General features: G+C 57.9%; 22 protein-coding genes and 1 tRNA gene. 12 read left to right on the top strand and 11 right to left on the bottom strand.

The features are described 5' to 3' along the window. Positions 1 to 25: 25 nt before the first annotated feature. The 4 genes from ABEG21_RS12100 to ABEG21_RS12115 all read right to left on the bottom strand — a co-directional run bounded on the left by ABEG21_RS12100 (position 26) and on the right by ABEG21_RS12115 (position 4311). On the bottom strand, positions 26 to 964 hold the full coding sequence (locus ABEG21_RS12100; RefSeq protein ID WP_347554832.1) for a DUF979 domain-containing protein: 939 nt from the start codon (positions 962 to 964) through the stop codon (positions 26 to 28). After that, the gene (locus ABEG21_RS12105) at positions 961 to 1725 is read right to left on the bottom strand and encodes a DUF969 domain-containing protein (RefSeq protein ID WP_347554833.1); all 765 of its coding nucleotides are present in this window, start codon (positions 1723 to 1725) and stop codon (positions 961 to 963) included. The genes ABEG21_RS12100 and ABEG21_RS12105 overlap by 4 nt, the downstream gene beginning before the upstream one ends. 324 nt (positions 1726 to 2049) lie before the next feature. After that, positions 2050 to 3450, bottom strand: a complete 1401-nt coding sequence (locus ABEG21_RS12110) for an MFS transporter (RefSeq protein ID WP_347554834.1) — start codon at positions 3448 to 3450, stop codon at positions 2050 to 2052. 87 nt (positions 3451 to 3537) lie between these two features. After that, positions 3538 to 4311 (bottom strand): putative hydro-lyase, encoded by a 774-nt coding sequence (locus ABEG21_RS12115; RefSeq protein WP_347556761.1) that lies wholly within the window; start codon positions 4309 to 4311, stop codon positions 3538 to 3540. Between the two features lie 399 nt (positions 4312 to 4710). Between ABEG21_RS12115 and ABEG21_RS12120 the strand changes: the two genes are divergently transcribed. Continuing rightward, positions 4711 to 5643, top strand: a complete 933-nt coding sequence (locus ABEG21_RS12120) for a LysR family transcriptional regulator (RefSeq protein ID WP_347554835.1) — start codon at positions 4711 to 4713, stop codon at positions 5641 to 5643. 137 nt (positions 5644 to 5780) lie between these two features. On the opposite strand, the gene ABEG21_RS12125 is transcribed toward ABEG21_RS12120, so the two are convergent. From ABEG21_RS12125 to recA, 6 genes are all read right to left on the bottom strand, one after another. Then, complete coding sequence (locus ABEG21_RS12125; protein ID WP_347554836.1) at positions 5781 to 6371, bottom strand: pilin; 591 nt, start codon at positions 6369 to 6371, stop codon at positions 5781 to 5783. 104 nt (positions 6372 to 6475) lie between these two features. Then, positions 6476 to 7186 carry a TerC family protein gene (locus ABEG21_RS12130; protein ID WP_347554837.1) on the bottom strand — a complete coding sequence of 237 codons (711 nt, stop codon included), beginning with the start codon at positions 7184 to 7186 and terminating at the stop codon, positions 6476 to 6478. A gap of 229 nt (positions 7187 to 7415) precedes the next feature. Beyond that, the gene (gene sucD, locus ABEG21_RS12135; RefSeq protein WP_347554838.1) at positions 7416 to 8297 is read right to left on the bottom strand and encodes a succinate--CoA ligase subunit alpha; all 882 of its coding nucleotides are present in this window, start codon (positions 8295 to 8297) and stop codon (positions 7416 to 7418) included. A 117-nt stretch (positions 8298 to 8414) separates the two neighbouring features. Beyond that, positions 8415 to 9578 (bottom strand): ADP-forming succinate--CoA ligase subunit beta, encoded by a 1164-nt coding sequence (gene sucC / locus ABEG21_RS12140; RefSeq protein WP_347554839.1) that lies wholly within the window; start codon positions 9576 to 9578, stop codon positions 8415 to 8417. 681 nt (positions 9579 to 10259) lie between these two features. Next, entirely contained in the window at positions 10260 to 10871 is a 612-nt protein-coding gene (gene recX, locus ABEG21_RS12145) for a recombination regulator RecX (RefSeq protein WP_347554840.1), read from the bottom strand. Then, a complete protein-coding gene (gene recA, locus ABEG21_RS12150) occupies positions 10872 to 11978 on the bottom strand; it encodes a recombinase RecA (protein WP_347554841.1) in 1107 nt (368 codons plus the stop codon). Positions 11979 to 12184: 206 nt separating this feature from the next. On the opposite strand from recA, the gene ABEG21_RS12155 reads away from it, so the two are divergent. The 11 genes from ABEG21_RS12155 to ABEG21_RS12205 all read left to right on the top strand — a co-directional run bounded on the left by ABEG21_RS12155 (position 12185) and on the right by ABEG21_RS12205 (position 23170). Next, positions 12185 to 12931, top strand: a complete 747-nt coding sequence (locus ABEG21_RS12155; RefSeq protein ID WP_347554842.1) for a response regulator transcription factor — start codon at positions 12185 to 12187, stop codon at positions 12929 to 12931. Then, positions 12931 to 14577, top strand: coding sequence for a sensor histidine kinase N-terminal domain-containing protein (locus tag ABEG21_RS12160; RefSeq protein WP_347554843.1), 1647 nt, complete (start codon positions 12931 to 12933; stop codon positions 14575 to 14577). Before ABEG21_RS12155 ends, ABEG21_RS12160 begins: the two co-directional genes overlap by 1 nt. A 374-nt stretch (positions 14578 to 14951) precedes the next feature. Beyond that, positions 14952 to 16577 carry an MFS transporter gene (locus tag ABEG21_RS12165; protein WP_347556762.1) on the top strand — a complete coding sequence of 542 codons (1626 nt, stop codon included), beginning with the start codon at positions 14952 to 14954 and terminating at the stop codon, positions 16575 to 16577. A gap of 102 nt (positions 16578 to 16679) precedes the next feature. Then, positions 16680 to 16756: transfer RNA gene (locus ABEG21_RS12170), tRNA-Met, on the top strand. Positions 16757 to 16837: 81 nt separating this feature from the next. After that, complete coding sequence (locus tag ABEG21_RS12175) at positions 16838 to 18190, top strand: site-specific integrase (RefSeq protein ID WP_347554844.1); 1353 nt, start codon at positions 16838 to 16840, stop codon at positions 18188 to 18190. A gap of 5 nt (positions 18191 to 18195) precedes the next feature. Then, the gene (locus ABEG21_RS12180) at positions 18196 to 18711 is read left to right on the top strand and encodes a hypothetical protein (RefSeq protein ID WP_347554845.1); all 516 of its coding nucleotides are present in this window, start codon (positions 18196 to 18198) and stop codon (positions 18709 to 18711) included. A 16-nt stretch (positions 18712 to 18727) separates the two neighbouring features. Next, the gene (locus ABEG21_RS12185; protein ID WP_347554846.1) at positions 18728 to 19591 is read left to right on the top strand and encodes a Kiwa anti-phage protein KwaB-like domain-containing protein; all 864 of its coding nucleotides are present in this window, start codon (positions 18728 to 18730) and stop codon (positions 19589 to 19591) included. Between the two features lie 179 nt (positions 19592 to 19770). Continuing rightward, positions 19771 to 20343 (top strand): PAAR domain-containing protein, encoded by a 573-nt coding sequence (locus tag ABEG21_RS12190; RefSeq protein ID WP_347554847.1) that lies wholly within the window; start codon positions 19771 to 19773, stop codon positions 20341 to 20343. 1 nt (position 20344) lies between these two features. After that, positions 20345 to 20608 (top strand): hypothetical protein, encoded by a 264-nt coding sequence (locus ABEG21_RS12195; RefSeq protein ID WP_347554848.1) that lies wholly within the window; start codon positions 20345 to 20347, stop codon positions 20606 to 20608. Between the two features lie 676 nt (positions 20609 to 21284). Further along, positions 21285 to 22388, top strand: coding sequence for an AAA family ATPase (locus ABEG21_RS12200; RefSeq protein WP_347554849.1), 1104 nt, complete (start codon positions 21285 to 21287; stop codon positions 22386 to 22388). A 2-nt stretch (positions 22389 to 22390) separates the two neighbouring features. Further along, complete coding sequence (locus ABEG21_RS12205) at positions 22391 to 23170, top strand: DUF4435 domain-containing protein (RefSeq protein ID WP_347554850.1); 780 nt, start codon at positions 22391 to 22393, stop codon at positions 23168 to 23170. A 496-nt stretch (positions 23171 to 23666) separates the two neighbouring features. On the opposite strand, the gene ABEG21_RS12210 is transcribed toward ABEG21_RS12205, so the two are convergent. Continuing rightward, on the bottom strand, positions 23667 to 24092 hold the full coding sequence (locus ABEG21_RS12210) for a helix-turn-helix transcriptional regulator (protein ID WP_347554851.1): 426 nt from the start codon (positions 24090 to 24092) through the stop codon (positions 23667 to 23669). Positions 24093 to 24186 lie beyond the last annotated feature (94 nt).

The raw sequence follows: 24186 nt of genomic DNA on the forward strand, positions 1-24186 counted from the left end.
AACCTTGATGCGCGCGATTCGGGCCTTAGAACATCAGGACGTTGAGCAATACGATATTGACGATCAACAAGGGAACGGCCGTGGCGACTTGCGCGCGAATAACACCGTACTTATCCGGCAGTTCCAGCAGCGCCGCCGGTACGATATTGAAGTTCGCCGCCATCGGCGTCAGCAGCGTGCCGCAATAACCGGACATCATGCCGATGGCGACCATCGGTGCCGGATTGCCGTGGAACACACCGACCAGGATCGGCACGCCGACACCGCCGGTCATCACCGGGAACGCGGCAAAGCCATTCCCCATGATGATCGTGAAAAGCGCCATCCCGATGCAATACACGGCGACTGCGACAAAGCGGTAGTCCATATTGATATAAGCCGTGCTCAGGTGGGCAACCGCCTTGCCGACGCCGGCATCGGCGAAGACCAAGCCGAGCATACCCAGCATCTGCGGCAGCACGACCGCCCACGACAGCGCATCCGTCAGGCGACGCGCTTCTTGCACCGACTGCCCCACCGAATCGCGCGTCATGATGCAGGCGATGATCAGCGAAACGATGCAGCCGAGTCCGAAAGATACCAACGTCGCGTTCTTCGTTTCGATCAAGCCAAAGGAGTGCGGCGCGAGCAAGGTGCCGAGCACGGTCACGACTGGAATCGCCAATGCCGGTACAAACAGCTTATTGCCCAGTTTCACGGCGCTGTCGTGACGGTCCTTATCGCTGCGAACTTTCGGCTTGCGCCCAAGCACGCCACCGAAGCCGGCGATCAAGGCCATGATCACGACCAACACGCCCACGACGATCGGCGGGAGATAGTCACCTGCAACGAAAATGACACCGTACAAAATCCAGAACAAACCCGACGAGAAGCGTTTCGGATGCGCCTTGTCGCTGATGACGATGCCGCCGATCACGAACAGCAGGATACCTACCAGGTCCAGAAACCAATTCAGCGAGATCATGCCTTTTCTCCACGCGCGGCAGCATTCGTCGGCACATTGACGGCGGTATCGGCCGATGTGTCCTTGTCGTCTTCCTTCGTCGCATTCTTGGCCAGCCAGAGATCGAGCCGGTACAGACGGAATGCATGAATGAGGAAAGCAGCGATAGCGGTAGGAATGCCCCAGACGGCAACGTGAATCGGCTCCACGCTGATGCCGGCTTCTTTCAGGAAGGTCACCATCAGCACGATCGCCCCGAATGCGACGAAAATGTCTTCACCGAAGAACAGGCCGACATTGTCCGTTGCCGCCGAAAACGCCTTGAGCCGATTGCGCACGGACTCGCTGATGCGCCCGTACTTCGTCGTGGCCGCACCTTCGGTCATCGGCGCGACCAGCGGACGGACCATCTGCGGATGGCCGCCGAGTCCGGTCAAGCCGAGCGCGGCAGTGACTTGGCGCACGAACAGATAGACGATCAGCAGGCGGCCCGGTGTCGCCGCACGAATGCCGGCAATCCAGATCTGAGCGCGTTCGCGCAATCCGTGTCGCTCCAACAGGCCGATCACCGCGAGCGGTAACAGAATGATCAGCGGAATCACCCGCGTTTTGAGCGCGCCGGTACCGATCGTCGCCAAGATATGATCCAGCGAGAAATGCGCGGCAAAGCCGGTGACGATCGCCGCGACGGTGACGATCAGCATCGGATTAAATCGCAGCAGGAAACCCACCACGATCACCGCAACGCCTAGCAGCGGATAAAGATTGACTGCGGATTGCATCGAAAGCACTCCAGAATTGTCGAACGAACCACGGTTGATCGCTGGATTGTCGAGCGGCCGCCCGGGCACGTCGAGCCAGAAATTTAAATGCGAGGTATAAAGAATTTCGATACCCGGGAAGACCCGAAGACCGATTCTTTGCCCTTTCCATGCCTAAATTTCGCATGCGGACGCGATTTTCAGCGTTTTCGGCGCTGGAGCAACTAATTTTCTTTATACACTGCGGCGGAATAGCGACAACTTCGCAAAAAGCAAAAGCGCATGCCACTCGCATGCGCTTTAGATGGGACAAATTCGCGTTTTCCCTTATAGGGCGTCAGACCGTCATGCTTGCAATGCGCGACCGCGCGTCTCCGGCAGCGTGAGGGCGGCCAGAATCACGACCCCGTAGGCACATGCGGCGAACGTGCCGATTGCAGCACCCAGCGCCATTTTCTGCGATACATAACCGATCAAGAACGGAAAGGTCGCGCCCACGGCCCGTCCGACGTTGTAGCAGAATCCCTGTCCCGATCCGCGAATCCGCGTCGGATACAGCTCGGTCATGAAGGCCCCCAGCCCGGCGAAGATGCCCGATGCGAAAAATCCGAGGGGGAATCCCAGAATCAACAGGATCGTGTTGTTCATCGGCACCCGGGTGTAAATCAAAGCGATGAGCAAAGACATCACGGCGAATCCGATGAATGCCCGCTTCCGCCCGAAGCGATCGCTGATGTAAGCCCCACTCAGATAACCGCAATACGATCCGGCAATGATCACCGCGAGGTAACTGCCCGTACCCACGACGCTCAAGTGCTGCTCATTTTTAAGATACGTCGGCAACCAAGTGGTGATGGCGTAATAACCGCCCTGCACGCCCATTGCCAGCACGGAAGTGCGGACCGTGGTCCACCACATCTCGCGATTGAAAATCTCCCAGAAACGCGGCGCGTCGTGGGATGCCTGCACCGCGGCACGATGCACTTCCGGCTCCTCGACCAAGCGCCGAATCACGAAAACAAAGGGCACCGGCAAAACGCCGACGGCGAACAACACGCGCCAGGCGAGGTGCGCTTCGAACAGCGAGAATACCAGCACATACAAGCCGGCCGAGACGGCCCAACCGATTGCCCAGCCGGCCTGCACCAGCCCCACCGCACGACCGCGATCCTTCGGTCGAATCGCCTCGCCGATCAGGACGGCACCCGCCGTCCATTCACCGCCGAAGCCCAGGCCCATCAGACCGCGGAAGATCAACAACTGCGTGAAGTTCTGCGCCACCGCGCATAAGACGGTGAATACGGCGAAGAACAGAATCGTGATCTGCAAGGTTCGCACGCGGCCGACGCGATCGGACAGCAGCCCCGCAAGCCATCCGCCTAGCGCCGATGTCAGCAACGTGACGGTTCCGATCAATCCGGCGCCGGCCTGTGTCAACCCAAAAGTGAGCATCAAGGTGGGGATAACAAAGCTCAGGAACTGTGTGTCCATCGCGTCCAATGCATAACCGACCTTGCAGCTCCAAAAGGCGCGGCGCTCGCTGGGTCCGGTTTCCTTGTACCAGCCGAACAAGCCGCCCGTGCCGGCATCTGCGTCGCCATCGGTAAGCGAGGTCGAGGCCGCTGACGATCCGGCGGGCGGCGAGGTCGTCGTGGCAAAGGCCGGCATTGCATTCGATGCAGTACTGGCGGCCCTATTCGATGAATACGGCGCCAACGGTGCGGCACGGTCTTGTGAGCTATTCATTTTTTGAGATATCGGTTCGAGGTGGTTGGCGCGGTTCACACTGCCGCATCATCAAGTCCGGCGACGTCGTGCGCTTGCAGGACGCGGTCAAAACGCCGCCAGCGAGGCATTGGGGATATCGGTGATCAACATATGTCCGGGGCGATGCGCGATGGCGAACGGCAACCGCGCGCTTTCGATTGCTGTCTGAGGTGTGACCCCGCATGCCCAAAAAACCGGTATTTCGTGTGGCCGAATCGTCACGGCGTCGCCATAATCGGGACGACCGAGATCCGCGATACCCAAGGCTTCCGGCGCACCTACATGGATCGGCGCGCCGTGGATTGCCGGGAAGCGGCTGGTGATCTGGATTGCGCGTACCGCATCGGCGCCAGACATCGGGCGCATCGAAACCACCAGCTGGCCGCCGAACGGTCCGCTTCGCTGGTTATCGATCGTTGTGCGGTACATCGGCACATTGACGCCCTCGTCGATATGTCGCAATCCGATGCCGGCCTCGGCCAGCATTTGCTCGAAAGAAAACGAACATCCCACCGCGAACACGACGAGATCGTCACGCCACAGGGCCGACAGATCGTTCGGCTGCTCGACCAATCTGCCGTCGCGGTAGACATTGAAGCCCGGTACATCCCGGCGGATATCGATATCCCGGCCCAGCGCCGGAATGACCCATTGCCCCGGTTCGCTCACGCCCAATAGCGGACACGCCTTGGGATTGCGCATGCAAAAACGGAGGAAGTCGTCGGCATACTCGCTCGGCATAATCGCGAGATTGGCCTGCGCATACGGTCCGCAATAACCGGCGGTGGGCGCAAAAAACAGCTGGTCGCGCACCTGCTGCCGGAACGCGTACGGAGACATTGTTTCGGCATGTACACGGCGGCGGTCGGCGGCAAGGATGGACTGATCGAGGTCGATGGACATGACGGTTGTGTTTTTTGTGGGACGGGCCCGTTGATTTAAAAGACGGCGCAATGCACGAACGGTGCGACACGAAAATGACGGAGGGGACGTCCCGCGGTGCCGGTGCCTCATCCGTCGAGCGACGCCTGTACTGCAATGCCCTTCAGCGTAAAAAGATCAAAAAGCATTGACCAGCGAGTTATTCTGCTCACATCCGTTAAGTTTTTCTTAACGTCTTTTTCCGATAATGCTCTATTTTTTACTGTAATTTATTGGCGTAAAGTCGCTTCGACAACGCGTCATTTTTCATTCGGCGATAATAAAAAATATCGTTTCCCGTCGGCCATACACGCTCATATGAACACCCGTTTTCTGGAAACTTTCGTCACCTTGGCGGAACTCGAGAGCTTCCGCGCGACCGCACGCGTGCTGCACGCGACCCCAGCGGCGGTGTCACTGCGGATTAAGTCGTTGGAAACCGAATTAAAAACGGTACTGGTCGACCGGGATCATCCGGTCTTCCGCCTGACCCCCGCGGGCCAGGCGCTGTTGGGGCCTGCGCGTGCCGTCGTCGACGCGGCGCAAGCGTTGCGCGTGGCGGCGGGACAAGAGATGGTGATCGGTGGACGATTGCGTCTGGGCGTTATCGAGACCGTCGTGCATAGCTGGCTTTCGCATTACATCGCATACCTGAATAACCACTATCCCGATATCGAGGTAGATCTGACGGTGGATGCCAGCGCGGTATTGCAACGACGGCTGCTCGCGGGCGAACTTGATTTGTTGCTGCGTGTAGAAGGCATCGACAGCACGCGCATCGTGTCGAATGCCTTGGCGAATTATCCCGTCTGCTGGATTGCGCGCCGCGGTCTGATATCGCCGAGGGCGCGAGATCTGCCAAGCCGCATATTGAAGCGCCCGATTCTGACGTTTGGTCGGGGCACTGCCCCCCAGGTCGCGCTCGACAGCATCGTGCATGGGCTCGCGCGAGAACAGCGCGTGCCGGCAGAACAGGTTCGCATCACCTGTTCCCCCTCGGTCGCCGCGATCGTGCAGATGCTGCGGGATGGTTTCGGGCTGGCCGGCATCCCCCGTCTGTTCGTTGCCGACGAATTGGAAAGCGGGGAATTCGTCGAACTGCCGCTAAAGCCGGCGCTGCCGCCTATCGTCGTGTCACTTTGCATGCCGGTGGAAACGACACCGACCGTTGCCGCCGCCGCACGCGCCGCACGCCTCGCCTGCTCGGGCTATACGCGAAATCGGCGCAAGGAATTTATCGAGATGCTGTAGCGCAAGGTGCAACGCCGTCTCTAACGATCACGCGGTCAAATCCCTGCGCGCTGCACTGCAAGGTCGGCAAATCGACGTGAAAAGTCGGCGGCGCTTACCGCCGATCAGGTCCGCGTGCGTCCAGACCCGTGCGGTCTTTACCGACACGCGCCCATCGCCAAGCGGCCCGCCAACGTCGCCACGCCAACCGGTAAGGGGCCGATATCGGCGCCCTGCCCGTCATGCGATCCGGACTGGCCGCCCATTCCCGCGCGCGGCTGCGACGTCTTCCCCGCCGCAAAGCATTCCCAAATCAATGTGCCGTCGGACGGCACCCCGACCTTCAACGCCGCACGGCCGCCCTTGCCGTCCGCGATCGAAGGCTTCAACACCAGCGCGTTCGCCTCGGCGGGTGCAACGCGTGTGGTATAGCGGATGGTGATCTCGCCATTCTGCGATGCGACGTCGATGCCGACGACGTTCGCCGTGGCGGCGGTTTTTTGCTGTCCGCTATCGAAGGGCAAGCCAAAGGCGGCATTTTCCGCGACAGCCAATCGGAGCGGTGCCGCTAACGACAATCCCTCTCCGACGCGGCCGCGCGCCACATAATCCTGATAGGCCGGGACCGCATAGGCGGCAGTCACTGCGATGATCGCCAGCACGATCATCAATTCGACCAAGGAAAAACCGAAGGGTATGGAAAGTACGCGATCGTGCGGACGCTTTCGCGCGTGGGCCGTTTGGAACATCCCGTCTCCCTGCTGATGAAGGACCGGTCGAGGCAACCGGCAATCCATTCAGGGTACGGAACAGGCAGACGGCCAACCAGTCGGCCAAAAGCGGTAAGACGGACTCAATGCGATGCCGGTTGGCGCGACAACCGGATGCGCTTCCACCACAGCCCCGCGACGACGACCAGAATGGCACCCGCGATGTGAGCGCCGTATTGCGCCTGCATCGTGTCGAACGAAGGCCAGTCGTCGGTCACGGGATCGTTGACAATCAAGCCGCCGCCGATCCAACCGAGCAAGGCGGCACCGGCCATGATGATGACCGGGAAACGGTCGATCAGTTTCAACACCAAGGTGCTGCCCCAGACGATGATCGGAATACTGAGAATCAGTCCGAACGCAACGAGCCAGACTTGATGCGAGGCATCCGCGGACTGTGCCGCGCCGGCAATGGCGATGACATTGTCGAGGCTCATCACGAAGTCCGCGATGATGATCGTTTTCACCGCGCCCCAAAGCTGATTCGTCGCGGTGACGTCTTTATGGGGTCCGTCCTCCGGCAACAGCAACTTCGCGCCGATCCAGAACAACAGCAATCCTCCCGCGAGTTTCAAGAAGGGAATTTCGAGCAGGAAAACCGCAAATGACACCAGCACCAGGCGCAGTACGATGGCGCCGGCGGTCCCCAATAGAACGCCGCGGGTGCGTTGCTGTGCAGGCAGATTGCGGCAGGCCAGCGCGATGACGACGGCGTTGTCGCCCCCCAGCAGGATATCGATGATCACGATCTGGAGCACCGCTCCCCAGTGTATGTTTGCTACCCATTCCACCATCGCACCTCGATTTTCCGTGTCTTGAAATCGACGCTCGACTTCGCGTCGTCGAAAAAAAAGCGCCCCGACAGGAGCGCTTTCTTCTTCGACGCAAACCTTACGGAACCATTGCAGCATCTTATCAGCAATCGACCCGATCCATCATGCGCGGCACCCTGCGGCGTCGCACCGATTATTTCAACGTGTCACATCCTGTCTGTTGCGCAATGGGCTTCCGCAATGCCGGCCCTTACAGGATCGATTTCAACAGACGTGCCATTTCCGACGGGTTCTTCGTGACCTTGATGCCGCAGGCATCCATGATCTCGAGCTTGGCTTCCGCGGTATCGGCGCCGCCGGAGATCAAGGCGCCGGCATGGCCCATGCGCTTTCCGGGGGGCGCGGTGACACCGGCGATAAAGCCGACCACCGGCTTCTTCATGTTTTCCTTGATCCAGTACGAGGCATTCGCTTCATCCGGACCGCCGATTTCGCCGATCATGATGACGGCGTCCGTTTCCGGATCGTCGTTGAACATCTTCATCACGTCGATATGCTTCAGGCCGTTGATCGGATCGCCGCCGATCCCGACTGCCGTCGACTGGCCCAGGCCCAATGCCGTCAATTGCCCGACCGCTTCGTACGTCAGCGTGCCGGAGCGCGACACCACGCCGATGCGGCCCTTCTTGTGGATATGGCCCGGCATGATGCCGATCTTCAACTCGTCCGGCGTGATCACGCCCGGGCAGTTCGGTCCGAGCAGCAAGGTCTTGCGATTTTCACGGCGCATGCGATCGCGCAGTTCCATCATGTCGCGCACTGGAATCCCTTCGGTGATGCAGATCGCCAGATCCAGGTCCGCTTCCACGGCTTCCCAGATTGCGGCGGCTGCGCCTGCCGGCGGCACATAGATCACCGACACGGTCGCGCCCGTCTGCTTGGCTGCTTCCGACACGGTGCCATAGATCGGAATGCCTTCGAAGTCCTCGCCGGCCTTCTTCGGGTTCACGCCTGCCACATAGGCCGCGCGGCCATTGGCGTAATCACGGCACGTACGCGTATGGAATTGGCCGGTCTTGCCGGTGATCCCCTGCGTAATAACCTTCGTATCTTTATTGATCAGAATCGACATCTAAGACCTCTGTCTGTATGTTCGTGCGGGCCGAGGACGGGAGCCGCGGACCTTTCCCCGGCGTCATGACGCGGGGGAAATACGCAAGGCGCCCCATCCTGGCCATCGCGTCCGTTGTTAGCCCTTGGCTGCCTCGACCACCTTCTGCGCGGCCTCTTCCATGCTGTCCGCCGAGATGATCGGCAGGCCCGAATCGGCGAGCAATTGCTTGCCCAGCTGTTCGTTCGTGCCCTTCATCCGGACGACCAACGGCACCTTCAGCGACACGGCCTTGGAAGCCGTGATGACGCCTTCGGCGATCACGTCGCAACGCATGATGCCGCCGAAGATGTTGACCAGGATGGCCTTCAGGTTCGGATTCTTCAACATGATCTTGAACGCTTCGGTCACCTTCTCCGTCGTCGCGCCACCGCCGACGTCGAGGAAGTTGGCCGGCTCGCCGCCGAACAGCTTGATGGTGTCCATCGTCGCCATGGCCAGGCCAGCGCCGTTGACGAGGCAACCGATATTGCCGTCGAGCGAGATGTAAGCGAGGTCGAATTTCGACGCTTCGATTTCAGCGGCGTCCTCTTCGTCGAGGTCGCGGTAGGCCACGATCTCCGGGTGACGATACAGCGCGTTGGAGTCGAAGTTGAACTTCGCGTCCAGTGCGATGACGTCACCGCTGCCGGTGATGACCAGCGGGTTGATTTCGGCGAGCGATGCGTCGGTTTCGACGAAGGCCTTGTACAGTCCGTGCAGGATCACACGCGACTGCGACAGCGAACCTTGCGGCACACCGATCTTGCTGGCCAGTGCATCGGCTTCCGCATCGGTCAGGCCCGTTTTCGGATCGACAGCGATCTGGTGAATCAGGTCCGGCGACTTTTCAGCCACTTCCTCGATGTCCATACCGCCTTCCGACGACGCCATGAACACGACACGTTGCGAGACGCGATCGACGATCAGGCTGACATAGAGTTCCTTCTTGATGTCGGCGCCCTCTTCGATAAGCAGGCGACGGACCTTTTGGCCTTCAGGGCTCGTCTGATGCGTCACCAACTGCATGCCGAGGATCTGTCCCGCGTATTCGCGAACTTGATCCAGCGACTTCGCTACCTTGACGCCACCGCCCTTACCGCGACCGCCTGCGTGAATCTGGGCTTTGACGACCCAGACCGGTCCGCCGAGCTTTTCGGCTGCCTTGACTGCTTCATCAACGCTGAACACGGCCTCACCGCGCGGTACGGCAACGCCGAACTTGCGCAGAATGTCCTTGCCCTGGTACTCGTGGATCTTCATGCGTGATTACCTTCCGTCTAAGAGTGGATTTGAAGTCGGTCCGCGCGTATCCACGGCGTCGTGCATGACACGCCCGCTCGGCGCACGCATGGCGTGAAGCGATGGGGGCGTCGACATGCGTTCGGCTAGGGATAGCACAGCGGAAAGAAGGGAACGAATCGATGAATCGGACGTAAGCGGGCGAGAAAGCGAAGGGCGCCCGATCGATCTCGAGGGTCTGGCCTGACTGAAACACGTATTGGCGGCGCGGCACGGTGAAAGGCGTGTCGGCGGTAGCGCTCGCAAAGCAATGCACGACCGGAGCGGATTAACCGCCCTATCGGTCGAACGACATCGCTTAGCGGGACAGGATTGCGCCATGCGTGGGCAGACAAACGGGATCAAAAGATTCCGTATTCTAGCATAGGGCTATCCCGAGTTTGGACGAGCAGAGACCGGCCAAGTTAAAGGACCCGAATCTGTCACTGTAGGATGAGGGACGCATTTTTACATGCTGGTGCGCGCAACAACATGCGGCAAAGCGCCGCTGTAAGGCGCGCGCAACAGGAAATATCGAATGGGAATCAGTGCTTGCGTCAGTTTGACGCAATGAGAATGATGCGCTGAAAGGTATCCGGCACATCTAAACCGGCAACGCTGATCCGCCGTATCCGGCATTGTCGGCGCATCGCGGTCGATGGACTATTCGGGCAATTCTTCGTCGCTGGCACTGAGCAATCGCCGAATGACATCGATTGAGAAGCCCCGGGCAGCGAGAAAACGCGCTTGCTTTGCGCGGGCCTGCGGGGAATCCGGCAAGGTGCCGAACTTGCGTTGCCACACCCCCCGCGCACGTGAGGCCTCCGTTTCCCGCAATGTCTCGCGCACTTCGGCCAGACGGTCTGCATCGATCGCATGCTGCTTTAGCTCCCCGACGATCCGGGATGTGCCAAAGCGCGTCGCTTTCCGATGTACGACACTATCAGTGAAGCGACTATCGGACAGCCAGCCCTCGCGCTCCAATGCATCGAGCAAGGCCGGTAGCGGATCCTCGACTTCGACCTCAGCGTGCGCGCGGGCCTCATCCTGTGCCGCTGCTTCGCATTGTGCGGCAGCAAACGGCGCGAGCTTACGCATCAACTCGACCCGGCTGTATTCGCGGCGGGACAGATAATCCAGTGCCCGCGCTTTCAAACTGCGCGGTGGCCGCGATGCGGCCGAGCGACGGCTTTCCGGCGCTACGCCGGATGGCTCGGACGAGTCCGATGAACCGCGCCACGCGGTCCCCCGCCCCCGTGAGAAGCCATTACGCATTTACTCAGCGTCGAGCAAATCGGCCTTGTCCGCCTTGCTGGCTTTTTCGGCCTTTGCAGGCGCGCTAGGCGCCGTGCCCGGCAGCAGCTTGATATCGAGCTTTTCACGGACGCGGTTTTCGATCTCGAACGCAATCGCCGGATTTTCACGCAGGAATTCACGCGCATTATCCTTACCCTGGCCGACGCGATCGCCGTTATAGCTATACCAGGCACCGGCCTTTTCGACGATCTTGTGCGTCACGCCCAGATCGATGATCTCGCCTTCGCGTGACACCCCTTCGCCGTACAAGATATCGAAGATGGCTTCACGGAACGGCGGCGAGACCTTGTTCTTGACGACCTTGACCCGCGTTTCATTGCCGATCACTTCATCGTTCTTCTTGATCGAGCCGATACGACGAATATCCAGACGCACGGAGGCGTAGAACTTCAGCGCATTACCGCCGGTCGTCGTTTCCGGGCTGCCGAACATCACGCCGATCTTCATCCGGATCTGGTTAATAAAGATGACCATGCAGTTGGTCTTCTGGATCGTACCGGTCAGCTTCCGCAATGCCTGCGACATCAAACGCGCTTGCAGACCCGGCAATGAATCGCCCATCTCCCCTTCGATTTCGGCCTTCGGCACCAGGGCCGCCACCGAGTCGATGACGATCAAGTCGACCGCACCCGAGCGCACCAGCGAATCGGTGATTTCCAAGGCCTGCTCGCCGGTGTCCGGCTGCGAGATCAGCAGTTCGTCCAGCTTCACGCCCAGCTTTGCCGCGTACTTCGAATCCAGCGCATGTTCCGCATCGACGAATGCGCAGGTGCCGCCCAGCTTTTGCATTTCCGCGACCACTTGCAGCGTCAACGTGGTCTTACCCGACGATTCCGGACCGTAGATCTCAACCACGCGGCCGCGCGGCAGACCGCCGACGCCCAGTGCGATATCGAGCCCGAGCGAGCCGGTCGACACAACCTGGATGTCAGCGGGCTTGTCGTTCACGCCCATCTGCATGATCGACCCTTTGCCGAACTGCTTTTCGATCTGGGCGAGCGCTGCGGCCAGCGCCTTGCTCTTATCTGCAGTCATGCCGTTCGAGCCTTTCTTGCTATCTTCCATGAATCGTCCTTTGCTATGATGGGACGTCAGCAGCGGCGCCACGCCCGTGTAAACACGTAGTTCCGCCCGCAAGCGTCGATATGAATGATACTGTATAAAAAAACAGTGCGTCTGGCAAGTCGAAAGCGCATCGATTGCGTTCGCGCCTGCCCCCTACGCCCGCTGGATGCGCTCATCCGGCCCTTTCGCGTGCTGCCAGGAGACCGATGCGCATTCTAATAGCTGAGGATGACAGCATACTCGCCGACGGCTTGACGCGAACCCTCCGCCAAGCGGGCTATGCCGTCGACCATTTCGGCGATGGCGGCGACGTCGATCGCGCCCTCGCCCTGCAAGCCTACGACCTGCTGATCCTCGATTTAGGACTGCCCAAGCTGTCCGGCCAGGAGATTTTGCGCCGTCTGCGCGCGCGCCAGGGCGCCAACGCGACCTTGCCGGTCCTGATTCTGACTGCGGCGGACAGCGTGGAAGATCGGGTAATGGGACTTGACCTCGGGGCGGACGACTATATGGCCAAGCCCTTCGCCCTGTCGGAGCTGGAGGCACGGATCCGCGCGCTGACCCGTCGCGGCACCGGCGGCGGTGCCGCGATTATGCGGCATGGCGCGCTCGCTTTCGATCAGGTCGGCCGCACAGCCAGTTTGCACGGGCAGATGATCGAACTTTCTGCGCGCGAGATCGCTTTGCTCGAAGTGTTGCTGCAACGCGTCGGCCGATTGGTATCGAAGGAGCAACTGGTCGATCACCTGTGCGAATGGGGCGACGAGGTAAGTACCAACGCGATCGAAGTCTATATGCACCGTTTGCGCAAAAAGATCGAACCCGGCGGCGTGCGCGTCACGACCGTCCGCGGCATCGGCTATTGTCTGGATCGGCCGGTGCATTCGGAGACGCCATCGCCGTCCGCTTCGGCCGCCCCCGCGACGCCGTCTCGTAGCGACGCCTACCGCTGATGCGGCCCCGTTGGCTGCACCGCGCGCCGCGCGCCGCCGACCCGACAGGGCACGCGGCCGATGCATCGCGCGCCGACGGCGATACGACCCCTCCCCCGCCGCGCGTCGCCCGATCCCTGCTTGCCGAGATCCTCGACTGGATGCTCGCGCCATTGCTGATGTTATGGCCGCTCAGTATCGCCGTCACCTGGCTGATCGCCAAATCGATTGCCGGCGCGCCGTTCGATCATGCCTTGGAACGCCGGCTCGCCGTCTTGGCGCGGCAAGTGCATCAGGCAGGGCCTGCTGTGCTGTCACCGTTGCCGACAACCGATGCCGACTGGTTGCTGGACGATCCGGACGACACCGTCTTGTTTCAGGTACGCGATGCCCAGGGCAAGGTCGTCGCCGGCACTGCGCAATTGCCGGCGCCGCCATTGCGCAGCGGCGCGCGCGATGCCGGCGCTGACAATCTAGCACTGGATGCCGACGCCGACGTCGAGCCTGGCATCGTGCGAATGCGCGACGTTGTCGTGGCGGGCCGCAATATGCGCTTGGCCTGGACGCGCGCATGGGGCCCGCCAGCCAGCGACGCGCCTCCTTCCCCGCAAACGACCGCATCACCCTCTGCCATTGCAGCGCCATCGCCCCAGGCGCCGCCTCGCGTGCTTGTGATCCAGGTCGCCGAGACGCTCAACAAGCGCAATGCACTCGCCAACGATGTGATCAAGGGCGTGATACTGCCGCAGTTGATCATCCTGCCCGTGGTGATCCTGCTGGTCTGGTTCGGCCTGACGCGCGGCCTGGCGCCGCTCCACGTCCTGCAGCGCCGAATCCGCACACGCAGCCCCGACGACCGCTCACCGTTGATGCCGGGCGACGCCCCGACGGAGTTGGCACCCCTGCTATCGTCCTTCAACGAGCTACTGGGTCGGCTCGACGCGAACACGACGGCGCAGAAGCGTTTTATCGCGCAAGCGGCGCACCAGATGAAGACGCCGCTAGCGGGTTTGCGCATGCAGGCGGAAATGGCGTTGCGTCATCCGGTGCCCCCTGACGTGCGTCGGTCGCTGGAACAGATCGCGACCAGTTCGCATCAGGCGGCACGGTTGGTCAGCCAACTCTTAGCGCTGGCCCGCACGGAGGAAGCCGCGCCGCTTCGCACGGCAGTGGCGCTGGACGCGGCGATGCTGTGTCGCGAAGTCGTGCACGACTGGGCCCGCGCGGCGATCGACAAAGTCATCGACCTCGGTTATGAGGGGCCGGACAACGGCGTGACGATCGTCGGTCAGCCTCTGTTGCTACGCGAGATGCTGACGAATCTGATCGACAACGCGATCCGCTACACGCCTAGCGGCGGACGGGTTACCGTCCGTCTGCAGCCGGGCTTGCACGACGACGCGCCGACGCTGATCGATGTCGAAGACGATGGCCCCGGCATCCCGATTGCCGAGCGCCCTCGGGTGGTGGAGCGGTTCTATCGCATCCTCGGCCGCGAAGGCGACGGCAGCGGCCTGGGACTGGCGATCGTGCAGGAAATCGTGACCATGCACGACGGCACATTGACCATCGAGGATCATGTCTATCAGACCGCTCCCCGGCTAGCGGGAACCTCGGTGCGCGTCACGTTACCGCAACGCGCACCGTCGGCAACGCCCGCCGCCTAAACCCCGTATTTTCCCCTTTCGGCCTCCCGATTTACCCTTGCTCGTTCGGCCCGTCATTCGAACGAAATCGGCCAGCATCGTCGCCCTGTCAAGCCGGTGCTTCGCGTGGAAGGCCCTGAATACGTGCCCTCCGCGATCTTTCCGCGAAGCCCCGCTTATCCTGGCGAGGGCATCAAAAACCCCCATCAAAGCGCCGTTTCCCAGGCAGTCAGTTTCACGTCAGTTTCGTGTCAGCGCCAGGTAAGGTTGGCATTTCAATAATGCCGCACGATCCTGGACAGCAGCCATCCGGGAACGACACATCATTCGAACAAAAGCAGGAGACAAGCATGTCAGCGATCAGAACAGGGGGCCCGGCACCGGCACCCCAAACGATGACGTCCTCGGAGCGCAAAGTGATTTTTGCCGCATCGCTGGGGACCATCTTCGAATGGTATGACTTTTATCTGGCGGGCTCCCTCGCTCTCTATATCAGCCGAACTTTCTTCTCGGGCGTCAATCCGACGGCCGCCTTCATCTTCACCTTGTTGAGCTTTGCCGCCGGCTTCGCGATGCGGCCCTTCGGCGCAATCGTGTTCGGGCGACTCGGAGACATGGTCGGGCGTAAATACACCTTCCTGATCACCATCCTGATCATGGGTGCCTCGACCTTCCTGGTCGGTCTGCTGCCGGGTTATGCGACATTGGGCATGACCGCGCCGGTTTTCTTCATCGTGATGCGGATGCTGCAGGGCCTGGCGCTCGGCGGCGAATACGGCGGCGCCGCCACTTACGTTGCGGAACATGCACCGCATGGCAAGCGCGGCGCCTATACGTCCTGGATTCAGACCACGGCGACGGGCGGCCTGATCCTGTCCCTGCTCGTGATCCTGGGCGTCCGGACCACGTTAGGCGAAGACGCTTTCGGCGCCTGGGGCTGGCGCGTTCCCTTCCTGTTGTCGATCGTGCTGCTGGCTATCTCCGTCTGGATTCGTCTGCAACTGAGCGAATCGCCGACCTTCCAAAAGATGAAGGAAGAAGGCAAGACATCGAAGGCGCCGCTGACCGAGTCGTTCGGTCAATGGAAGAACCTGAAGATCGTGTTGATCGCGCTGTTCGGGTTGGCGGCCGGCCAAGCCGTGGTGTTCTACACGAGCCAGTTCTATTCGCTGTTCTTCCTGACGCAGACGCTGAAGGTCGATGGCAGTACGGCGAATATTCTGATGGCGATCGCCTTGATCATCGGCACGCCGTTCTTCGTTATCTTCGGCACCTTGTCGGACAAGATCGGACGTAAGCCGATCATCCTGGCAGGCTGCGCCATCGCGGCGCTGACCTACTTCCCGATGTTCAAGGCCTTGACGCACTATGCGAACCCGGCACTCGAAGCGGCACAGGCGCGCGCGCCGATCGTCGTCACCGCCGATCCGGCCGAATGCTCCTTCCAGTTCAATCCGGTAGGAACGTCGAAATTCACGTCATCTTGCGATATCGCCAAGAGCTATCTGTCGCGCGCCGGCTTGAACTACGAGAACGTCGCCGCCGCGCCGGGCACGATCGCATCGATCAAGGTCGGTAGCGAGATCATCCCGTCGTTCGATACCCGCAGCAGCAGCGATGCGAAGGCGGCGAATGCGGCGTTCGAGTCGAAACTGAGTGCGACCTTGCGGGGTGACGGCTATCCGGCAAAGGCGGACACCGCGCAGATCAACAAGCCGATGACGGTGATCATCCTGGCCATCATGGTGATCTATGTCGGGATGGTGTACGGCCCGATCGCCGCAATGCTGGTGGAGATGTTCCCGACGCGAATCCGCTATACCTCGATGTCGCTGCCCTATCACATCGGCAATGGCTGGCTGGGGGGATTCCTGCCCGCCACCTCGTTCGCCATGGTGGCGGCAAACGGGAATATCTATTCCGGGCTGTGGTATCCGGTTGTGATCGCCGTGGCGACCTTCTTTATCGGCCTGTTCTTCGTCAAGGAAACGAAGGACCGCGACATCAACGCGATCGAGTGATGTCGGTGTCGAACCTTTTCCCGACCCGTCGATGCACTATTTTAGGTTTTTCGTAGAAAGTGCTTGACGACGGGAAAGATACTCTCTAATATTTGCTCTCTCGGCGAATTAGCTCAGCCGGTTAGAGCGACGGAATCATAATCCGCAGGTCCGGGGTTCGAATCCCTGATTCGCCACCAGTATCATCAAAAAGCCGCAGCCCGTAAGGGTTTGCGGCTTTTTGCTTTGTCTCGCGCAGTGAGCCAGTTTGTGAGCCACTCATGCACAAATTGCCTCATCTCTACCGCAATCGATTCGGTGTCTACTACCTGCGGCTGACCAGCCACGGTCGTGAAGTCAAACGCTCTCTTCGCACGAAAGATTTCAAGCAAGCTAAACTCTTCGCACTGTCGTTCAATCTTGAACTCGCGATGAGCAGCAACCGGCCGAAGATCACCGATTTCAATTTCGACCTCTCCGGGGTCCGTGAGTTTGATGTCGTGCTACCCGATGGCACGCAAATCAAAGACATCAAAACACCGGAAGACGTCAGCCTCGTCAAGCAACTCTTCGGCGATCGCCTGCTCAATGTTGGCCCTTTGCCGACTCTCGACCTCCCGACACTGGCCCCCAACACCCTCACTGCTGTTGTTCATCACCAAGCCGAGCAAGCCGTCGCAAAGCGACGCAGCAAGCCACTGACCGATGTCATTGGTCTCTATCTCAAAGAGAAGGCCCTCGACAACGCCGCACGAACCCTTTCGGCGAAACGCCAAGCGTTCAGTGAGTTTGCAGCATCCGCTGGTGAAAAGCCGATGGACGACTATGCCCTCGCCGACGCCGTGGCGTTCAAGAACGGCTTGATCGAAGCCAATGGCAGTGCGAGCCGGATCAATGCCAAGCTGTCGTTCTTGCGGGATTTGTTCGCTTACGCGATCAACAACGGCTTGTATGTCGGGGGAAATCCGTTTGCGGCGGCCAAGGTATCGTCAAAATCCAAGCTCGAACAACAGAAACGATCGTATAAACCGTTCTCATCGGGCGACCTCCGCCGGATCTTCTCCCCGGACAGCTATTCGGTCCGCATGGACAAGCCTGCTTATTATTGGCTGCCCTTCCTTGCCCTCTATACCGGTGCCCGCCTCGAAGAACTCGCCAGCTTGTCGATTGAGCAGGTCCAACGCGACGGCGACGTGTGGTTTTTTGAAATTACCAAGGGCAAAAACTCGAACTCATTGCGACGCATCCCCTTGCATCGCACCGTCGTCGAATCCGATTTCCTCACCTATGTCGACCGCCAACGAGTCGCCAAGCAAGTTCAGGTCTTCCCAGATTTGAAGCCGGGGAAAAACGGCTACGGTAAAAACGTGACGCGCCGATTTGCGGACTACCTCGACGAATTAACAATCACAGATGATCGGAAAGTGTTTCACAGTTTCCGGCACACATTTATCAATCGAATGACCGAGCTCAGTGTTCACCCGGCCATGCTGATGGCGTTGGTCGGTCATTACGAGCAGTCGCGAGTGGATTTCAGCAGCCCGCATTTTTCGAATTACCAGCACAACAAGGCGTTGGCAGAATTGAAGCAGACCATCGATCGCTTTGATCTAGAACTGCCCAGGGCCTTCTAGAACCCATGCTCAGCCGCCTGATCCGTCTGGTCTTCTCCTTGACCGCCGTGGCTCCACTGTCGGTGTCGCTGGCTTACGCCTTTGCACGCGAACACAACTATGGATGGGCTCTCGCGGCGGCTGGTGCTTGCATCCTCCTGGCGTTTTTGGCTCGCTGGATCATCACCACGGCGGGAAGAAAACTGGCCCCGCTCGCGATCACAGTCTCGAAAGCCAAGAGCGCGGACAAGGAGGTCATCGCCTTTTTTGTCGCCTACGCGTTGCCCCTGGTATTGAAAGGACAAGCCGCCCCGGATCTCACCTCTTGGATGGTGGCCGCGGTCATGCTATTAACCGTCATCTGGGGCACCCACAGTCTACAAATCAATCCGGTTCTGGGCATCATGGGTTTTCATTTTTACGAGGTGGATACCCAGGGTGGCCTCACGTATCTGATGATCACCCGAGGCAAAATCACCAATGTGTCATCCATCAAGACCGTGGTGCAGCTGAGCGACTACGGGCTGTTGCAAATCAAATAAAGAAAAGGAACGGCAAATGGCGTTGTTCGCTTTAATGAGAGACCCTCAGACGCCGGTGTTGCGATTTCATCTGAACGCTGAGCTGGAACGTCAGGTCGCCGCCGCATTTGAGGAGCAATACCGGGTGTTTCGAAATGGAATTGTCGAGGCCATTGCTTTCGACGGCAGGAACACACCGGAAGCGGACGAACTGCTGGTCATTGAAAACCTAGTCGACCCTTACGGGCTCGCCGCCGCGATCGACAACCCTCTGACCATCGACACGCTTGATCCCAACGTCGTTCCGTTGGACAACATCAAAGGCGTATTTTGGGGACTGACGCAAGGCCAGCAAACTCACATCCTGTTTCAGGTTTTTGAGAAAAAACGTGTGATTGCTCGGGCCGGTCCGGCCATGTTCTTCTCAAATGACACCTTCCGTCCTGTCTCTGGGGCCGGTCTGACCCTCGATCACCGTTTGACTGCCGTCCTGGACGGCACGTCCTTGACGTTCAGGAACTTCTTCTTCGCCCGCCAACTTTTCGATTTGCAAGCCTATCTGAAAGAAGCCACAGATGAGCAGGTTGTACAGTTTGCTGAGCATGAAAAAATCGCCGTGGCCGACGCCGATTTGTTTAAGGCCAATGCGAGCTCCACGATCCGCAAGCGCATTGCGGTCATTTTGGACTCAGGGATTCTGGACCGCTACCCGTCCGATCGAATCTTGGAGTATGCCCAGCACTATGACGTGCGGCTCGAAATCGATGGCGACGGGAAAATTGTCATGCCGACTGACAAGAAAGTCTTAAAGGAGCTGCTAGACGTTCTGGATGAAGGCTATTTCACCTCCACGCTCTCAAACCAGCGCTATAAATCGCGGGGAAAGCTGCGCATTGGGTGAGCGCATCGCGTTGCCCCTCACTAACTTGACGACAAGACCGTCACGAATCAACCTCTGTCGGTCCTCGGAAGGGTCGATGAGGCGTCCTTGAACTGGCCGCTCCCGGGTGATCTATGCCAGCCATTAAAATGCGATACCATCCCGTCTGATCTTCGGCACTGTATGCTCCAAGGAAGCGCATGGTTAAGAGATACGTGGTCCACGGCAACGACAAGACGACAGCCAATGGAACGGTGTTAGTGGGCCAGATCCAACACACCGGTTACAACAAATCCACTGCGGTGGAGGGGGACGCCGTCGATTGCCCCGCGTGCAAGTCGATCGGAATGATCGTGCCGGTTGGAGCTTACAACCGCATGCGATTTATGAACAAGCGCGTAGCGTTGAGCGACGACGTGTGCATGTGCAAATGCCCCACCCCGCCGCGATTGATTGCCTCTCAAACCACCATTTCGTTCTCCGACGACGCCTCGACGGCATCGGCCCCCGTCGCCATGGCAGCGACGTCCTCGACACCGCTGTCAGCAGCCCCCTTCGATATGCAATCCATCACGACGACAGGATCTGCCACTCAGATTGCCGCTCGCGGGGTGAGCTCCTCCGAGGAGGCGGAATGCCTGGCCCAATACAATATCGACATGGACATGTGTTCTGCGGACGCCGCCATGCGGGGAGGCCGGGCTGGTGCTCGGTCGTATCTTGCCTGTAAAGAACGGGCCTTCGCCCGCTATCAATCGTGTAGAGGATATTGAAATGACCCCACGCCAGCCCCAATGCATCATTTCCGTCTGGGACGACGAAGAAAAAGCAGTGGTTTCTTATGGGGTGGACGCGACGAAGGTGCGTTCACTGATCGCGTCAGCGATGCCATTCGACATGCGTCTGGACGAACACGATCATGTCGTTGATGACGAGTTTGCCCGGATCTTGGGTGGCCGCATCATGAAGTTTCTCGCCGTGACCAACCCCGACATTAAGCCCTTCGACAAGATCACATTGCATCCTAATGCCCCCTGATTGGTTATGGAAAGCGTTGCAAATTCGTTCGACTGCAAGGTCGCGGCAGCAATAAAGACGCGTCCCGGCCGTTAGCTAGTTCGATAAAAGAACGCAGCACATCTTACAGAAAACCGGTCTACCGCCAAAATGTCGGCCCGCAAACCTGTCTCCGCAGGCATTGCTGCGCCTATGTCACTCTCGGGTCAATTGCGTACCAGCGACAGTAACTCGGCCGTACCGTATCTACCTCACGCTCTAGGAGCGCCCGCAATCGTTAATAAAGCGGTCACCTACTAAATCAATCACTTTCGTACGATTCCTTAGGATCCGCATGCTGTCACACTAGTCTGCGTAGCTGTTACAAAGCAACCCTCGCCGCATATCGGTATCTCTACAAGGTGGCGATGCAAAGCCGCTGCGGTCAACGAATTAGGTATGCGGAATGCACAAAACGCCGACATATACGCATTTTCGAGCGGGTGACTTGCGGTGCTTGCATTCGCATGTTGCCAAGACAAAATAGCAAATCGTTACGTTGTGCCTTTCAGGTAGAATTCTGAAACCATCACGTGTTACGATGGCCAACCGCGCCAGTGTATTTTTCACGCGCCGCATTTAAAGAAAGTGTTAAAGTAATTAGAATTTTTGGGTATCCTGCATTCGAGAAATTTCGCTAAAGCAAAAGGATTCAATTGTGAAAATTATAGAAGTTACTGTCCATGGGATTTTTGGTAGGCCTGGAAGTGTTACATATCACTTTAATAATGATTTAAACATTCTCACCGGTAGAAACGGATCTGGCAAAACTACTATAATTAAGCTTGCATGGTCAATAATCAGTGGGAATATCCTTTTGGCATTGCGAGAAATTAATTTCAAGTCGTGCGTCGTGGTGACCGATGAATATTCTTGCACGGTCGTAAGAACTGGCCCGGTCCATTGTAGGATCGAATTGGAGACGGAGGAAGGCCGCCAAGATTTTGAGGATGATAATAGTGATCCGGATGAGCCGTTCATGGAGTCCGCTGAGGATAAAGCGGGCCCGATTCTTATTTCGAAGGGCGGGTCGATCTTTTTCCCCACTTTCCGCCGGATCGAGGGCGGATTCTCTATGGTGCCCAACACTCCCACACGAGCTCGGCCCGGTCAGAAATTAGGGTTAGATCTCGACGATTCTCTTGTTTCCATCTCTAAGACCCTAACGAATAAGGAGCATATTTTCGTTGCGGCCATTTCCAGTCAAGATATCGTTAGCTTGCTTTTAAAGCGATATGCTAATTTTTCTGAAGAAATCAACGCTTTTCAAGGAGAAGTAACTCGAAGTGTAATCGAAAAAATTCGTCAGTATGAAAATACGCAAACAGTTAAGCAAGACGCTGATGCGTTACTTTCCGAAACCCGCGCTGAGATTGAAAAAATTGAGGAGTTCAGTTCTAAAACTTTAGCCCCTCTTACTGCAATTCGCGCACTTGTTGAAAAATTATTTCAACATTCAGGCATCTCGTTCGGAAAAAGGCTAAGCTTTGGCGATGCTGCGGCTGCCGTCAACAGTGATGCATTATCGGCAGGCGAGAAGCAGATGCTTAGCTTCATTTGCTATAACGCATTTTACAAAAACTCTATTATCTTCATTGATGAGCCCGAGCTAAGTTTGCACGTCGACTGGCAACGGCGGTTGTATGCGATACTGGAGTCACAAGAATCCGGAAATCAATTCATTTTCGCAACACACTCACCTTTCATCTATGGGAAATATCCTGAGAAAGAGGTGAGTATCGGCATCGACAAAGGAGATTAACTATGCCTGCCGATAAACCTCGACTGACTGTTGATGAAATCTTTGAACTTTTGAAACGCACCTCCCTTCCCACCGTCTTAGTGGAGGGACGAGATGACATAATTTTTTATCGAGCTGTCGAGCACGAATTACAAAAATTCGACGTTGATATGTTGCCTGCCGGCAATAAAGAAGCTGTGCTTAACTTGAAGCAGAAAATAAAGACTGCTTCAATTTCTGTCCCTATCATTTTTATTGTGGATAAAGACTTGTGGGTGCATGAAGGCGATGTAGTGCAAGATAGTTCGTTAATAACAACAAGCGGATACTCAATCGAAAATGACTTATTTATCGACGGAGATCTTGAGAGCTTGCTGACTCCCCCAGAAAATGGGAAATTTAAGCTTGAGATGCATAAATTTATACATTGGTATGCACTCGCTGTCGCTCGGTATCGTTCTGGCAGCCACACAACTTTCCGCACTCATCCGGGGAAATTATTAGACGACGAAGATTTTTTTTCTTCCGAGACAACACTTCATGAAAATGAGCTGTACCCAGAGGAATTTCGAAAGGAAATCGAATTTAATTATGCACATACTCTGAGAGGAAAATCACTCTTCGCGTTGCTCCTGCGGCAATTATCGGCTACGAAACGTGACATCAAATTTAGTAGCAAGCAGTTGATGGCATTTGGTGCATCAAGGAAAGGGCCACACTTTCAAAAAATCAGCAATGCTGTCAGGGCGGCGTTGGAACAAGCTAACGAACAGCCATCGGGGACGATTTCAACTCTTTCATAACGCAATATTTATACTTGACTAGTCGATAAACATGAGTTGCGAGCTTCGTCCTGCTTTGCAATTTTGATGGACTTTCCGCCATCGTACCGATTCATACTTCTGTACGCACTGTGCGTTATTAGGATCGCACCGGCCTTTGAAAAGGTGGGTCTTGCCGCCGCGAGCAGCGATATGACCCATTACGACGTTTCCATGAAATTTTCCGGTGCATGCCGCGAAGGGCCGCACGTAGGCCCGTTTCGATCATTCGCTCATCGACATTTCAACGTCCGCTAGGGCCGAAAAACCGACACCAAGATGCATCCTCTGGATTCTCCCCAAAAGCGCCCGTTGTGTCACTGGCACTGTCCCGAACAGAGGCGGATGCGCCGGTCGGGCTTTTGACCGACGGGTCCATTTCGGACGGACCAGACGCACTCCCTAGTTGGACACAGCAGTGTAGCGTTCACTCGTCACGCCCTCATGAACCCCATCCCGCCGGGCAGGAGCGAGGAATTCAGTGTGTCCCGGGTTGAACTGGCGGAACCGTCATCCGCATCGCCTGGGCGACATACGAAACGATCTGAACAATGGCGTCCCTGTTCGCCTTGGGCAAATCCGCAATGATACCGCTCATTCGCAGAGCATCGCTCTCGGCCAAATCCGAATACCCGTCAAAAAACGCACCGATCGGGTAGCTCAGGACCTCGGCCAATTGAGCCAGCCGCGGCAAGCTCGGGGCAATCGAACCGCCTTCCATTCGCGCCACCGTCTCCCGCTCCACGCCAATCGCATGAGCAACTTGCAATTGGGACAAGCCCACGACTTGGCGTCTCGCCGCGATCGCCGCCCCCACCTTCGAGACGACGAGTTGGCTCGTTGATTCTCGTTTTCTCACCGCCACGTTGCCCTCCAGCATCACATCTGTGATGTTTTGCGACATTTTCCCGGGAGGCCTCGATACGATGGTGACCGTTTACGTTACGATTGTGATTCTTAAAATCACAAACTGACCAAATGCGAACATTTGCATCGAA

It is taken from the genome of Robbsia sp. KACC 23696 (assembly GCF_039852015.1).
In the GTDB taxonomy this organism is placed as follows: Bacteria; Pseudomonadota; Gammaproteobacteria; order Burkholderiales; family Burkholderiaceae; genus Robbsia.

What these genes read in the sequence shown, in the direction of transcription:
- ABEG21_RS12100 (WP_347554832.1), bottom strand. Translation starts at nt 964, where the DNA reads ATGATCTCGCTGAATTGGTTTCTGGACCTGGTAGGTATCCTGCTGTTC.
- sucD (WP_347554838.1), bottom strand. Translation starts at nt 8,297, where the DNA reads ATGTCGATTCTGATCAATAAAGATACGAAGGTTATTACGCAGGGGATC.
- ABEG21_RS12180 (WP_347554845.1), top strand. Translation starts at nt 18,196, where the DNA reads ATGCTCAGCCGCCTGATCCGTCTGGTCTTCTCCTTGACCGCCGTGGCT.
- ABEG21_RS12130 (WP_347554837.1), bottom strand. Translation starts at nt 7,186, where the DNA reads ATGGTGGAATGGGTAGCAAACATACACTGGGGAGCGGTGCTCCAGATC.
- recA (WP_347554841.1), bottom strand. Translation starts at nt 11,978, where the DNA reads ATGGAAGATAGCAAGAAAGGCTCGAACGGCATGACTGCAGATAAGAGC.
- ABEG21_RS12155 (WP_347554842.1), top strand. Translation starts at nt 12,185, where the DNA reads ATGCGCATTCTAATAGCTGAGGATGACAGCATACTCGCCGACGGCTTG.
- ABEG21_RS12185 (WP_347554846.1), top strand. Translation starts at nt 18,728, where the DNA reads ATGGCGTTGTTCGCTTTAATGAGAGACCCTCAGACGCCGGTGTTGCGA.
- recX (WP_347554840.1), bottom strand. Translation starts at nt 10,871, where the DNA reads ATGCGTAATGGCTTCTCACGGGGGCGGGGGACCGCGTGGCGCGGTTCA.
- ABEG21_RS12205 (WP_347554850.1), top strand. Translation starts at nt 22,391, where the DNA reads ATGCCTGCCGATAAACCTCGACTGACTGTTGATGAAATCTTTGAACTT.
- ABEG21_RS12195 (WP_347554848.1), top strand. Translation starts at nt 20,345, where the DNA reads ATGACCCCACGCCAGCCCCAATGCATCATTTCCGTCTGGGACGACGAA.
- ABEG21_RS12210 (WP_347554851.1), bottom strand. Translation starts at nt 24,092, where the DNA reads ATGTCGCAAAACATCACAGATGTGATGCTGGAGGGCAACGTGGCGGTG.
- ABEG21_RS12165 (WP_347556762.1), top strand. Translation starts at nt 14,952, where the DNA reads ATGACGTCCTCGGAGCGCAAAGTGATTTTTGCCGCATCGCTGGGGACC.
- ABEG21_RS12115 (WP_347556761.1), bottom strand. Translation starts at nt 4,311, where the DNA reads ATGTCTCCGTACGCGTTCCGGCAGCAGGTGCGCGACCAGCTGTTTTTT.
- sucC (WP_347554839.1), bottom strand. Translation starts at nt 9,578, where the DNA reads ATGAAGATCCACGAGTACCAGGGCAAGGACATTCTGCGCAAGTTCGGC.
- ABEG21_RS12125 (WP_347554836.1), bottom strand. Translation starts at nt 6,371, where the DNA reads ATGTTCCAAACGGCCCACGCGCGAAAGCGTCCGCACGATCGCGTACTT.
- ABEG21_RS12110 (WP_347554834.1), bottom strand. Translation starts at nt 3,450, where the DNA reads ATGAATAGCTCACAAGACCGTGCCGCACCGTTGGCGCCGTATTCATCG.
- ABEG21_RS12175 (WP_347554844.1), top strand. Translation starts at nt 16,838, where the DNA reads ATGCACAAATTGCCTCATCTCTACCGCAATCGATTCGGTGTCTACTAC.
- ABEG21_RS12160 (WP_347554843.1), top strand. Translation starts at nt 12,931, where the DNA reads ATGCGGCCCCGTTGGCTGCACCGCGCGCCGCGCGCCGCCGACCCGACA.
- ABEG21_RS12105 (WP_347554833.1), bottom strand. Translation starts at nt 1,725, where the DNA reads ATGCAATCCGCAGTCAATCTTTATCCGCTGCTAGGCGTTGCGGTGATC.
- ABEG21_RS12190 (WP_347554847.1), top strand. Translation starts at nt 19,771, where the DNA reads ATGGTTAAGAGATACGTGGTCCACGGCAACGACAAGACGACAGCCAAT.
- ABEG21_RS12120 (WP_347554835.1), top strand. Translation starts at nt 4,711, where the DNA reads ATGAACACCCGTTTTCTGGAAACTTTCGTCACCTTGGCGGAACTCGAG.